The 13,589-nt window shown below is 42.5% G+C and carries 9 protein-coding genes; all 9 read right to left on the minus strand.

Annotated features, from left to right (window positions below; translation table 11 throughout):
• Positions 1-41: 41 nt before the first annotated feature.
• Positions 42-1,208 (minus strand): recombinase RecA, encoded by a 1,167-nt coding sequence (gene recA, locus RWP09_RS00925; protein WP_314432886.1) that lies wholly within the window; start codon positions 1,206-1,208, stop codon positions 42-44.
• 54 nt (positions 1,209-1,262) lie between these two features.
• Positions 1,263-2,519: a competence/damage-inducible protein A gene (locus tag RWP09_RS00930; protein ID WP_314432888.1), complete on the minus strand. Its 1,257-nt coding sequence runs from the start codon at positions 2,517-2,519 to the stop codon at positions 1,263-1,265.
• A gap of 88 nt (positions 2,520-2,607) precedes the next feature.
• Positions 2,608-3,660, minus strand: coding sequence for a biofilm formation/cell division transcriptional regulator BrpA (brpA, locus tag RWP09_RS00935; protein WP_314432890.1), 1,053 nt, complete (start codon positions 3,658-3,660; stop codon positions 2,608-2,610).
• A 7-nt stretch (positions 3,661-3,667) separates the two neighbouring features.
• Entirely contained in the window at positions 3,668-4,186 is a 519-nt protein-coding gene (locus tag RWP09_RS00940; RefSeq protein WP_314432892.1) for a GNAT family N-acetyltransferase, read from the minus strand.
• Complete coding sequence (gene tsaE / locus RWP09_RS00945; RefSeq protein WP_314432894.1) at positions 4,176-4,619, minus strand: tRNA (adenosine(37)-N6)-threonylcarbamoyltransferase complex ATPase subunit type 1 TsaE; 444 nt, start codon at positions 4,617-4,619, stop codon at positions 4,176-4,178. The genes RWP09_RS00940 and tsaE overlap by 11 nt, the downstream gene beginning before the upstream one ends.
• A gap of 95 nt (positions 4,620-4,714) precedes the next feature.
• The gene (locus RWP09_RS00950) at positions 4,715-5,344 is read right to left on the minus strand and encodes a competence protein (protein ID WP_314432897.1); all 630 of its coding nucleotides are present in this window, start codon (positions 5,342-5,344) and stop codon (positions 4,715-4,717) included.
• Positions 5,345-5,475: 131 nt separating this feature from the next.
• Complete coding sequence (gene ndk / locus RWP09_RS00955; RefSeq protein ID WP_314432899.1) at positions 5,476-5,898, minus strand: nucleoside-diphosphate kinase; 423 nt, start codon at positions 5,896-5,898, stop codon at positions 5,476-5,478.
• Positions 5,899-6,008: 110 nt separating this feature from the next.
• Entirely contained in the window at positions 6,009-9,686 is a 3,678-nt protein-coding gene (rpoC, locus tag RWP09_RS00960; protein ID WP_314432901.1) for a DNA-directed RNA polymerase subunit beta', read from the minus strand.
• 32 nt (positions 9,687-9,718) lie between these two features.
• Positions 9,719-13,330 (minus strand): DNA-directed RNA polymerase subunit beta, encoded by a 3,612-nt coding sequence (gene rpoB, locus RWP09_RS00965; protein ID WP_314432903.1) that lies wholly within the window; start codon positions 13,328-13,330, stop codon positions 9,719-9,721.
• Between the last annotated feature and the right edge of the window lie 259 nt (positions 13,331-13,589).

Here is a 13,589-nt window from a genome sequence, read left to right on the forward strand (position 1 = left end):
GGCAATGAAAAAGCAGTGAATTTCTCCACTACTTTAACAGCTTATTCTTCAATTTCGATTTCAAGTTCGTCGCCTAGGTCAAGTGTCACTTCTTCATTCACAGAATCTGCTTGAACCGCTTCATCTTTTTTAGTTTCAATACCTTCTACAGAAGCCTCTTCTCCATCAATCAACCCAAATTGAACACGGACTTGATGGTCAATCTCATCAAAGACTTCTGGGTGATCTGCCAAGTATTTCTTAGCATTTTCAGAACCTTGTCCGATTTTCTCATCCTTGTAAGAGTACCAAGCTCCTGCTTTTTTGATGATGTCCAAATCGCTTGCAATCTTCAAAAGCTCACCAGTCTTAGAAATCCCTTCTCCGTACATGATTTCAACGAAGGCTTCCTTAAATGGTGGAGCCACCTTGTTTTTCACGACCTTGATTTTGGTTTCTTTACCGACATTGGTGTCTTTTTGGTCACCAGTTCCCTTGATTTGTGTGCTTCCACGAACATCCAAACGCACTGAAGCGTAGAATTTCAAAGCACGTCCACCAGGAGTTGTTTCTGGATTTCCAAACATAACCCCAACTTTCTCACGCAATTGGTTGATAAAGATGGCAATAGTTTTTGTCTTATTGATAGAAGCACCGAGCTTACGCATGGCCTGGCTCATCATACGAGCCTGCAAACCAACGTGACTATCACCGATATCTCCATCAATTTCCGCACGAGGGACAAGAGCCGCAACTGAGTCGACCACGACAAGATCTACAGCACCTGAGTCAATCAATTTTCCTGCAATCTCAAGACCTTGCTCTCCTGAGTCTGGTTGTGACAAGAGTAATTCATCAATATTGACACCAAGGGCCGCAGCATAAGCTGGATCGAGGGCATGTTCCGCATCGATAAAGGCTGCAATCCCACCTTCTTTTTGCGCTTGCGCAACTGCATGAAGGGCAACTGTTGTCTTACCAGATGACTCTGGCCCATAGATTTCGATGATACGTCCCTTAGGATAACCACCTGAACCAAGGGCAATGTCAAGCGCCAAAGAACCTGAGCTCATCACTTGCACCTTTTGCTCGGCACGTTCACCCAAACGCATGATGGATCCTTTACCAAAGTCTTTCTCAATCAATTTAAGAGCGTCATTCAAGGCTTTTTCACGTTCTGCCCCAAATTTTTTTGAAATTTCATCTAATTTTTTTGGTTTTTTCGCCATTCTATTCTCCTACATTCTAATGGTCCTCAGACCTATCTACTATTATATCAAAAGTTAGTCACTTAATAAAGCCTTGCGAACTAGGTTAAAGGCATGCATAACCGCAATGTGACGTACATCTGCTCGACTTCTGCCTCCAATATTAACCTTGATGACCTCAGTTCCATGCTCTTGAGCCAAGCCTATGAAAACTGTCCCAGCTGGGTGCCCTTCTAGACTGTCTGGTCCTGCTACTCCAGTCAAACTAATGCCAAAATCAGACTGGGTTTTGATTCGTGCCTGCTCAGCCATCTTCTGCGCTGTAAATTCAGACACCACACCATATTCTTCTAAATCTTTGACAGGAATGCCCAACATCTTTGATTTTTCCTCCAAGCTATAGGTCACAAAACCACCCTTAAATATACTTGAAGCACCCGAAAAATCCGCTACTCTAGCTTGGAAAAGACCAGCCGTCAAACTCTCTGCAGCCGTGATAGTTTTCCCTTGTTTTTTCAGTTCATCTACCACAATACTGGCTAAACTAGTTTCTTCCCCATAGCCATAACAAAGGTATCGTAAAGAAAGATCTGCAAAGGTCTGGCGACCTAATATTTGATTTTCCAAAATATCCAGCACTTGATTCGCTTCTTCTTGACTGCTAGCTTTTGTTGACAGACGCAGAGTGACTTCTCCTGTCTTGGCATAAGGGGCCAAGGTAGGATCAGTTTGATTATCAATTAAATCAGCCAAAATCGTCACCAGCTGGCTCTCGCCAATCCCAAAGAAACGAAGAACTCGGGAATATAGCTTGCTCCCTGTCATCAACTTGGGTAGAAGTTGGTTTAAGACCATGGGTTTTAATTCACTTGGTGGACCTGGAAGGACAACGTAGGTCACTCCATCGACTTCCAATATTCCTCCCACAGCCAGTCCTGTTTCGTTTGGCAGTGGAGTCGCTCCATCTACAATTTGAGCTTGTCTTTCGTTATTCGGTGTTCGGGCATAGTCTGGTCTCTGAGCAAAAAAGACATCCAACTTCTCCTGCGCCTGAGGATCGAAGACTAATTCTTTCCCTAAAAATTTAGCCAGAGTTTGTTTGGTCAAATCGTCCTCAGTCGGTCCCAAACCACCTGTCAAAATCACTAGACTACTACGTTGACTGGCAATCTCAAGCAAAGACAAGAGACGAACTTCATTGTCCCCTACAGCCGTCTGAAAATATACATCTACCCCAATTTCTGCTAGTTTTTCCGATAAAAATTGAGCATTAGTATTAACAATCTGTCCTGTCAAAATCTCTGTTCCAACTGCAATAATTTCTGCTTTCATGCTTCCTCCTACCTATCTATTCGTATTTTTTTGAAAAAATCGCAGGAAATTTCCCACGATTGATTTTTTATTTGTATCAAAAAACGAACTATTCTACTTCATTTGTTACAAAGGCACCTTGTTGTTGATTATCCCCATTATCAACAGGCAACCGTCCAAACAAATCTTCAAATAAGACAGCATTTGTTTCAAGCTGAGTGATTTCTTCTTGTCCCAAAGAACGTCGCAATATATTCTGCATTTCCAACATATGCTCTCTAGAAACAATCTGGTAAGAAATGCCTTGCAACATCTCTCCCTCACCCTTTAACTGTTGTGATTCAATAGTTTTAAATGAATCTTTATAACCCAACAAACTCGGAATACTTTTTGCAGATAAATCGATATTAGTCTGCATATTAGTGCTTAGGGCTTTTAAAATAGATTGGTAGTGACTAACACTATTCAAACTGAGAACTTTTTCAACAACCTTTTGAATAACTTCACGCTGACGCTTCTGACGACCATAGTCCCCTTCTGGATCCTGGTAACGCATGCGAGAATAAACAAGCGCTTCTTCTCCATTTAGAGTTTGCTGCCCAACACCAATAGAAATGGTGTTAAATTCCTCTTGATCACTAATGGAAATCGGAAAACCTAGAGTATTATTGACAGTAACTCCCCCTACCGCATCGACTAATTGTTGCAATCCGTGCATATTGACCATAATATAGCGGTCAATATGGATATTCATCATCTTCTGAATGGTTGAAATAGCCAATTCTGCACCACCACCAGCATAGGCAGCGTTTAACTTCGCTTCTTGAATACCACCATCTTTATGTTGAATTTTAGTCAGGATATCACGCTCCAAACTCATCATCGTCGTTTTCTTTGTGTGAGGATTAACTGTCAAAAGAATCATGGAATCACTATTTCCCTCCCAAGGGTCCGTTCGTTCCACGTTTCCAGTATCAACCCCCATCAAAAGAATCGTTAAGGGTTCAGTCGCCTCAATAACATTGGTTTCTTCTCCAATTTTTTTATAGGTTTTTGATAAGGTTTGTGTACCTTGCTGATAAATAGTATAAGCAAAGACACCCACACCCAAAACTGTCACAGCTAGAAAAGCTAGCACCATTCCAATAATTTTTTTAACCATATTTCTACTAATCTATCAGTTTACCCATCAGGTAAACATCGATAAAGTCCCCTTCTTCTATGTACGCACCGCGCTCTTGTCTACCCTCAATTACAAAACCATGCTTTTGATATAGATGAACTGCAGCTTGATTACGAGTTTGGACAGTGAGTTGAAGTCTACGAAGAATGCCACTAGCCTGCGCCCATTCTACGACTTCTTCAAGCAAGAAACTTCCCAGCCCATTATTCCAATATTTCTTACCAATCACAATAAAGAGATCTCCAATATGACGAACTCTCTTACGTTGATCAGCTGTGATATTTACAAGACCAGCAATTTCATCATTTAGTAAGGCAAGTAAAGTGATTTGATTTTTCGAGTGAGCCTGTTTATCCAAAAACAACTCCATCTCAATATCTGTCAATAGAATACCTTCCCCGTCCAGACTGGTAAAATCTGTCTCCAAACTCACACGATTTAAAAAGGCTACTAATTCAACTGCATCTTCAGCTTCTGCTTCCCTAATGAGCAATTCATACTCCATGTTGAAGCTCCTCTAAGAGTTCTTCTGCACGCAAACCCTTTGCTTGGAAATGTAATCTGCGACCGTCTCCTTCTTTTAGAATTTCCAATTCTAAATAAGTACCCGGCAAGGCATCACCTAAAAGATGGCCCCACTCAATGACAGTCACTCCACCACCAAAGAGAAACTCATCCAAGTCGATAGAATCAGCATCCCCCTCAATACGATAAACATCTAGGTGGTAAAGTGGAAGACGACCTTCATACTCTCTTACGATAGTGTAAGTTGGACTCTTAATCATCTGAGAAATCTGTAACCCTTTAGCAAGACCTTTTGTAAAAGTCGTTTTACCTGCGCCCAGTTCTCCAGTTAGAATTAAAACATCATTCTTTTCTAATAAACAGCCCAAACGTTCACCTAAGAACTGTAACTCTTCTTCGTTTTTAGTGTACATATTCCTATTATACCAAAAAGTTATTCTTTGTCGAGATATTATCTGTGAATTCCATAGTATGAATTATAAGACTTGAACTAGCCTTTATTCTGATTTTAAAATAGGAACAGTAAAAAGACAACTAATAGTATATCTCTCATCAAGTGGCTATAAAATGAAACTTCCCAGCGAATGACTTTTGGTACCAACAATCCTAGAAAAAGCATTCCCAAGGCTACATAAAATGTCATGGATAATATTGACCAAGGATTTCTGAGAACGATTAAAATAGCTAGTCCACTGATAAAACAGACTTGCTTTTTACCCAAAATCTTTTTCAAGGCATATAGATACTTCTGAATCGGCAGAAAGACTAACAAGTCAATACCGAATAAGAAAAAGAAACTCGGTAGAAAGACTTCCACAAACTCTTCCACGGATGCATTCCCTTCAAGGAGATGTTCTATGACAATTAAAGCTAAACCTAAAATGTTTACTAAGAGTAATAGAGTATACAAGAGTTGTTTCTTATCTGCTCTAAAAACTGAATAATATTGATTTTGTTGCCCTTTATAGTAGTTTAGTCCTACCCCAATACTCGCAAGTAGTAACATGCCAACTAAATAATAGAAACAGTTTTGATTTAACATCAAGGTCCAGGTCGATAAACTTAAACAAGAACAAGCACAAAGTCCAAAAACAGTCAGTAATAACAAAATACGGATTTGCTTTTTCATTTTTCCCATCATTTTCCCCCTTACTTGCTCCTATTATATGCTAGAAATCCTCACTATTGCTAGAATATTTCTCAACTGTCGTTTTTCTACTCTAAAACGCTAAAAAGTTTGATGCAAGTAACCCTTACATCAAACTTTTACTATTTTTCTTCAAACCAAAGAGCAATTTTTCGCTTAGCTGACTCTTCTGAATCTGAACCATGTACAACATTTTGGATAGCTTGATTTTCACTAGCAGCTGTTGCAAAATCACCTCGAATAGTTCCTGGTAAAGCTTCTTCTGGACGAGTAGCACCCATCATGGTCCGCCAAGTTTCAATTACTTTGGGACCAGAAATGATACCTACAAGAACCGGTCCTGAAGTCATAAATTCACGAATCGGTGAGTAAAAACTTTGACCAACCAAGTCCTGATAGTGCTGGTCAATCAACTCTTCTGAAACCTTTGTACGCAACTCCAATTTTTCGATTGTAAATCCACGTTGTTCGATGCGTTTCAACACTTCCCCCACTAGTCCTCTTTTTACACCATCTGGTTTAATGATAAAAAATGTTTGTTCCATACCCGTCTCCTTTGTCAGCTTCTTTCTTTTATTTTACCACATTTCATGGAAAAATGGAGAAAGTTTTCAGAAAAGAGAATAAGAGAACCCGAAGACTCTCTTATTCTCTTTTATTCTACTGTTTCTTCCACAGTTTCAACAGCAGTATCCATAACTACTTCTGTTGTTTCTTCATTTCCTTCTTCCTCTACTGGAGGATTAAGGTATTCTTCTTCGTTGACAGCATGTGGTTCAAGGTTACGGTAACGAGCCATACCAGTACCTGCTGGGATGATCTTACCAATGATAACATTTTCTTTAAGTCCAAGGAGATGGTCTTTCTTACCACGGATAGCTGCGTCAGTAAGGACACGAGTTGTTTCCTGGAAGGAAGCAGCTGACAAGAAACTGTTGGTTTCAAGTGAGGCTTTGGTAATTCCCATAAGGACTGGGCGACCTGTCGCTGGAACTCCACCTGCGATAAGGACATCTTTGTTAGCATCTGTAAAGTCATTGATATCCATAAGGGTACCCATGAGAAGGTCTGTGTCACCTGGATCCATGACACGGACTTTACGGATCATTTGACGAACCATTACCTCGATGTGTTTGTCACCGATTTCTACCCCTTGGCTACGGTAAACTTTTTGTACTTCACCGAGAAGATAAGTTTCAACTGACAAGACATCACGGACTGCAAGGAGACGTTTTGGTTGGATAGAACCTTCTGTAAGAGCAGCACCACGCGCTACTTGGTCCCCAACTTCGACACGCATACGAGCTGTAAATGGAACGACGTATTCACCTTCGCCAGTTTCACCCTTAACAAAGACTTTCTTAGTACGAGTTGAAGCGTCTTCTTCGATAGCGGTAACTTGTCCTTTAACCTCTGTGATAACCGCTTCCCCTTTAGGATTGCGGGCTTCAAAGATTTCTTGGACACGAGGAAGACCCTGAGTGATATCGGTATTTGAGGCAACCCCACCCGTGTGGAAGGTACGCATTGTAAGCTGTGTACCAGGTTCCCCGATAGATTGGGCAGCGATTGTACCAACTGCTTCACCAACTTCAACCGCATCACCAGTCGCCAAGTTGATACCGTAACAGTGACGGCAGACACCATGACGAGTATTACATGTAAATACAGAGCGGATAGTTACTTCTTCCACACCAGCATTGACAATTTCACGCGCCTTGTCTTCTGTAATCAACTCATTTGGACCAATGATAACTGCACCAGTTTCTGGATGTTTAACAGTTTTCTTAGTGTAACGACCGTTGAGACGTTCTTCTAGAGACTCGATCATCTCTTTTCCTTCTGCGATAGAACGGATCAAGAGACCACGGTCTGTTCCACAGTCATCCTCACGGATGATAACGTCTTGGGCAACGTCAACCAAACGACGAGTCAAGTAACCTGAGTCGGCTGTCTTAAGGGCCGTATCGGTCATACCTTTACGCGCACCGTGAGTTGAGAAGAACATTTCGAGTACTGACAAACCTTCGCGGAAGTTTGAAAGGATTGGCAATTCCATGATACGTCCATTCGGAGCAGCCATCAGACCACGCATACCGGCAAGCTGTGAGAAGTTTGAGATGTTACCACGGGCTCCAGAGTCCATCATCATAACGATTGGATTCTTAGGATCTTGGTTGGCAATCAAACGTTTCTCTAGTTTTTCACGGGCAGCACGCCATTCAGCTGTAACAGCATTGTAACGCTCGTCGTCTGTGATCATACCACGACGGAATTGTTTTGTGATTTGTTCTACACGTTTGTGTGATTCTTCAATGATTTCAGCCTTGTCATCAACGACTGGGATATCGGCAATACCCACTGTCAATCCTGCAAGAGTTGAGTGGTGGTAACCGAGGTTCTTCATACGGTCAAGTAGGGCAGAAGTTTCTGTCGTACGGAAACGTTTGAAGATTTCAGCGATGATATTTCCAAGGTTTTTCTTCTTGAATGGAGGGTTAAGTTCAAGATTGTTAATAGCTTCCTTGATATCTCCACCAAGTGGCAAGAAGTATTTGGCTGGAACGCCTTCTGTCAAGTTGGCATTGTTTGGTTCTTGCAAGTATGGTAGACCCTCTGGCATGATGTCGTTGAAGAGGATTTTACCAACTGTTGTAAGCAAGACCTTGTGTTTTTGCTCTTCTGTCCAAGGTTTGTTGAGGCTGTCTGTTGCGATACCAACACGTGAGTGAAGGTGAACATAACCATTACGGTAAGCCATAACCGCTTCGTCACGGTCTTTGAAGACCATTCCTTCACCTTCACGACCAGCTTCTTCCATAGTCAAGTAGTAGTTACCCAAAACCATGTCCTGAGATGGAGTAACAACTGGTTTACCATCTTTCGGGTTCAAGATGTGCTCAGCAGCGAGCATCAAGATACGAGCTTCTGCTTGGGCTTCTTCTGAAAGCGGTACGTGGATGGCCATTTGGTCCCCGTCAAAGTCGGCATTGTAGGCTTCACAGACAAGTGGGTGCAAGCGAAGGGCCTTACCATCAATCAAGACGGGCTCGAAGGCTTGGATACCCAAACGGTGAAGGGTCGGTGCGCGGTTCAAAAGCACTGGGTGTTCTTTAATCACTTCTTCAAGAATATCCCAGATACGCTCATCTCCACGTTCGACCAAGCGTTTAGCCGCTTTAACGTTTTGCACGATATCACGCGCAACGATTTCACGCATCACGAATGGTTTAAAGAGCTCGATCGCCATTTCACGTGGCACACCACATTGGTACATCTTAAGAGTTGGACCAACGGCGATAACGGAACGTCCTGAGAAGTCAACACGTTTACCGAGCAAGTTTTGACGGAAGCGTCCTTGTTTACCTTTAAGCATGTGGCTCAATGATTTCAGTGGACGGCTACCTGGTCCTGTGATTGGACGACCACGACGACCATTGTCAATCAAAGCGTCAACCGCTTCTTGAAGCATACGCTTCTCATTTTGAACGATAATACCTGGTGCATTCAACTCAAGCAAACGAGCCAAACGGTTGTTACGGTTGATAACACGGCGGTACAGGTCGTTCAAGTCAGATGAGGCAAAACGGCCACCATCCAACTGCAACATTGGACGAAGATCTGGTGGGATAACTGGAAGGATGTTAAGAATCATCCATTCAGGTTTATTTCCAGACTTGTAAAAGGCATCCAAAACATCCAAACGACGGATGGCTTTGACACGCTTTTGTCCAGTAGCTGTTTTCAACTCTTCTTTGAGTTCAGCAATTTCTTTTTCAAGATCTACTTGTTTTAAAAGGTCTTGGATAGCTTCGGCACCCATCTTGGCAACGAATGATCCATAACCATACTCACGCAAGCGCTCACGGTATTCGCGCTCTGTCATGATAGACTTGTGCTCAAGCGGTGTATCCTTGGGATCAATCACCACATAAGCCGCAAAGTAGATAACTTCCTCGAGGGCACGAGGGCTCATATCAAGGGTCAAGCCCATACGGCTTGGAATCCCCTTGAAGTACCAGATGTGAGATACAGGAGCTTTCAACTCAATGTGCCCCATACGCTCACGACGAACTTTTGTACGCGTTACTTCAACCCCACAACGGTCACAAACAATTCCTCTGTAACGAATGCGTTTGTATTTACCACAAGCACATTCCCAGTCTTTTGTAGGTCCAAAGATAACTTCATCAAAGAGACCTTCACGTTCTGGTTTCAAGGTACGGTAATTGATTGTTTCAGGTTTTTTGACTTCTCCATAAGACCATGAACGGACTTTACTTGGAGAAGCTAGGGTGATTTGCATACTTTTAAAACGATTTACATCAACCACTATTTCTTCCCTTTCTATTCTAAGTGAACTGCTTATTCTTGTTCAGCAGCTTCTTCTGTTGCTTCCGCTTTCGTTGCTTTCTCAGCTTCTTCAGCTTCAAAGGCTGCTTTAGCCTCTTGTGCTGCTTTTTCGCGGGCTTTTTCAAGGTCATCTACGTGGATGACATCTTCGTCCATTCCTTCATCCAAGTCGCGAAGTTCCACTTCTTGATCATCTTCGTCTAGGACACGCATGTCAAGACCAAGAGATTGCAATTCTTTCACAAGAACTCGGAAGGATTCTGGAACACCTGGTTTTGGAATTGGTTTTCCTTTTGTAATAGCTTCATAAGCTTTCAAACGTCCGTTGATATCGTCAGACTTGTAAGTCAAGATTTCTTGAAGGACATTTGATGCACCATAGGCTTCAAGAGCCCAAACCTCCATCTCACCGAAACGTTGTCCACCAAACTGAGCTTTACCTCCGAGTGGTTGTTGGGTAACGGTTGAGTAAGGTCCGACAGAACGCGCATGCAATTTATCGTCAACCATGTGGTGGAGTTTGATCATGTACATGACTCCGACAGAAACACGGTTATCAAATGGTTCACCTGTACGTCCATCGTAAAGGATTGTTTTGGCATCGCTATCCATACCTGCTTCTTTAACAGTTGACCAAAGGTCTTCAGAACTTGCTCCGTCAAAAACTGGTGTTGCGATGTGAATACCAAGAGTACGAGCCGCCATACCAAGGTGAAGCTCCATAACCTGACCGATATTCATACGTGATGGCACCCCAAGTGGGTTCAACATGATATCGACTGGAGTTCCATCTGGAAGGTAAGGCATGTCTTCTACAGGAACGATACGAGAGACAACCCCTTTATTTCCGTGACGTCCGGCCATCTTATCTCCGACCTTGATCTTACGTTTTTGAGCGATGTAGACGCGAACCAGCATATTAACACCTGATTGCAATTCATCTCCATTTGCACGTGTAAAGATCTTAACATCACGAACGACACCATCGGCACCGTGTGGTACACGAAGAGAAGTATCACGTACTTCACGAGATTTATCTCCAAAGATAGCGTGCAAGAGACGTTCTTCAGCTGAAAGGTCTTTCTCACCCTTAGGTGTTACTTTACCTACAAGGATATCACCTTCTTTAACCTCAGCACCGATACGGATAATACCCATTTCGTCAAGGTCTTTAAGGGCATCTTCACCAACGTTTGGAATTTCGCGAGTGATTTCTTCAGGCCCAAGCTTTGTATCGCGTGTTTCTGATTCGTATTCTTCAAGGTGAACGGATGTGTAGACATCGTCTTTGACCAAGCGTTCGCTCATGATAACGGCATCCTCGAAGTTGTAACCTTCCCAAGTCATGTAGGCAACGATTGGGTTTTGTCCAAGCGCCATTTCTCCATTTTCCATGGAAGGTCCGTCAGCGATGAAATCGCCTTTTTCAACAACATCACCAACTTTTACGAGAGTGCGTTGGTTGTAAGCAGTACCTGAGTTTGAACGACGGAATTTTTGGATGTGGTAAACATCCAATGAACTATCTTCACGACGAACTTCTACCTTGTCCGCATCTGCATAGGTAACTTTACCGTCATACTGAGCAATCACAGCAGCTCCTGAATCGTGGGCTGCTTGGTATTCCATACCAGTACCAACGTAAGGTGCTTTTGGATTAATCAACGGCACAGCCTGACGTTGCATGTTGGCTCCCATAAGGGCACGGTTGGAGTCATCGTTTTCCAAGAAAGGAATACATGCTGTCGCAACAGCAACTACCTGTTTTGGTGATACGTCCATATAGTCAACAACATTCGCTGGATACTCTTGGTTGACCCCTTGGTGACGTCCCATGACAACTTTCTCAGCAAATGTTCCATCTTCATTCAGACGAGAATTAGCCTGTGCTACAGTAAATTCATCTTCTTCATCGGCTGTCAACCAAACAATTTCGTTGGTAACAACACCTGTTTCACGGTCAACCTTACGGTATGGTGTTTGAACAAAACCATACTTATTCAAGTGTCCGTAAGATGACAAGTTATTGATCAAACCGATGTTAGGTCCTTCAGGTGTCTCGATTGGACACATACGGCCGTAGTGAGTGTAGTGCACGTCACGGACTTCATAGCCAGCACGGTCACGAGTCAAACCACCAGGTCCTAAGGCTGACAAACGGCGTTTGTGAGACAACTCAGAAAGCGGGTTATGTTGGTCCATGAACTGTGACAACTGTGATGAACCAAAGAATTCTTTCACCGCAGCTGTTACAGGACGGATATTGATGATTTGTTGTGGTGTCAAGACTTCGTTATCTTGAACAGACATACGTTCACGGACATTACGTTCCATACGAGAAAGTCCAAGACGTACTTGGTTGGCAAGCAATTCACCAACTGCACGGATACGACGGTTCCCAAGGTGGTCGATGTCATCTACACGGCCAAGTCCTTCAGCCAAGTTGAGGAAGTAGTTCATCTCAGCAAGGATATCTGCAGGAGTGACGATACGAACCTTGTCATCTGGATTAGCATTACCGATGATCGTTACGACACGGTCTGGATCAGTTGGTGCAACAACCTTGAATTTTTGAAGAACAACTGGCTCAGTCACAACGGCTGCATCATTTGGAATGTAAACAATCTTGTTCAAGTCGCCATCCAAATGGCTTTCAATACTTTCAATCACGCTACGAGTCATGATTGTACCAGCTTCTACCAAGATTTCTCCAGTTTCAGGATCTACCAATGGCTCTGCAATAGTTTGGTTAAGCAAGCGTGTTTTAACATTGAGTTTTTTATTGATTTTGTAACGACCGACAGCTGCCAAGTCATAACGACGTGGGTCAAAGAAACGAGCTACAAGCAAGCTACGTGAGCTTTCAGCAGTCTTAGGCTCACCTGGACGAAGACGTTCGTAAATTTCTTTCAAAGCTTCGTCGGTACGAGAGTCCATTGGGTTCTTATGGATATCTTTTTCAACAGTGTTGCGAACCAATTCGCTGTCACCAAAGATATCAAAGATTTCATCATCACCTGAGAAACCAAGCGCACGAACCAATGTCGTAAATGGAATCTTACGAGTACGGTCGATACGAGTGTAGGCGATATCTTTTGAGTCACTTTCAAGTTCCAACCAAGCTCCACGGTTAGGGATAACAGTTGAACCGTAGCCCACTTTACCGTTTTTATCAACTTTATCGTTAAAGTAAACACCTGGCGAGCGGACCAACTGAGATACGATGATACGTTCACCACCATTGATGATGAAAGTACCCATTTCAGTCATGATTGGGAAATCACCAAAGAAAACTTCTTGAGTTTTGATTTCTCCTGTTTCTTTATTGATCAAGCGGAAGGTTACAAAAATTGGTGCTGAGTAGCTAGCATCGTGGATACGAGCCTCTTCTAGCGTGTATTTTGGTTCCTTGATTTCATATCCAACAAATTCCAACTCCATTGTGTCTGTGAAGTTTGAAATTGGCAATACATCTTCAAACACTTCCTTAAGACCATGGTCTAGGAAATCTTTGAATGAGTCAGTTTGAATTTCAATCAAATTTGGTAAGTCAAGAACTTCTTTGATTCTTGAAAAACTACGACGGGTACGATGTTTCCCGTATTGAACGTCATGTCCTGCCAAGATGATTCTCCTTTGTAAATAAGTTCCAAGCCTTATCAATCAGGCTTTTCTAATCGTCATATGGTTTTAAAAACCCCTATCACCGTGTCCTCTTGACGAATTTTCAGAATCTTTAAGTCTTTGTTACAAATGCTCAAAATCCTGAAAAAAAGCACAAAAAGAGCAGCTAAATCTGACTTTTTCAGAAGATTTAACTGCTGTGAGCCTTGTCTGGACAATATTTCAGACAAAACCTACGACAAATGATTATTCATATTAT

The organism is uncultured Streptococcus sp. (assembly GCF_963521255.1).
Classification (GTDB): Bacteria; Bacillota; Bacilli; order Lactobacillales; family Streptococcaceae; genus Streptococcus.

Bases quoted from the DNA above. Each gene is read 5' to 3' on its own strand.
- recA (WP_314432886.1), bottom strand. From the start codon at position 1,208: ATGGCGAAAAAACCAAAAAAATTAGATGAAATTTCAAAAAAATTTGGG.
- RWP09_RS00930 (WP_314432888.1), bottom strand. From the start codon at position 2,519: ATGAAAGCAGAAATTATTGCAGTTGGAACAGAGATTTTGACAGGACAG.
- brpA (WP_314432890.1), bottom strand. From the start codon at position 3,660: ATGGTTAAAAAAATTATTGGAATGGTGCTAGCTTTTCTAGCTGTGACA.
- RWP09_RS00940 (WP_314432892.1), bottom strand. From the start codon at position 4,186: ATGGAGTATGAATTGCTCATTAGGGAAGCAGAAGCTGAAGATGCAGTT.
- tsaE (WP_314432894.1), bottom strand. From the start codon at position 4,619: ATGTACACTAAAAACGAAGAAGAGTTACAGTTCTTAGGTGAACGTTTG.
- RWP09_RS00950 (WP_314432897.1), bottom strand. From the start codon at position 5,344: ATGGGAAAAATGAAAAAGCAAATCCGTATTTTGTTATTACTGACTGTT.
- ndk (WP_314432899.1), bottom strand. From the start codon at position 5,898: ATGGAACAAACATTTTTTATCATTAAACCAGATGGTGTAAAAAGAGGA.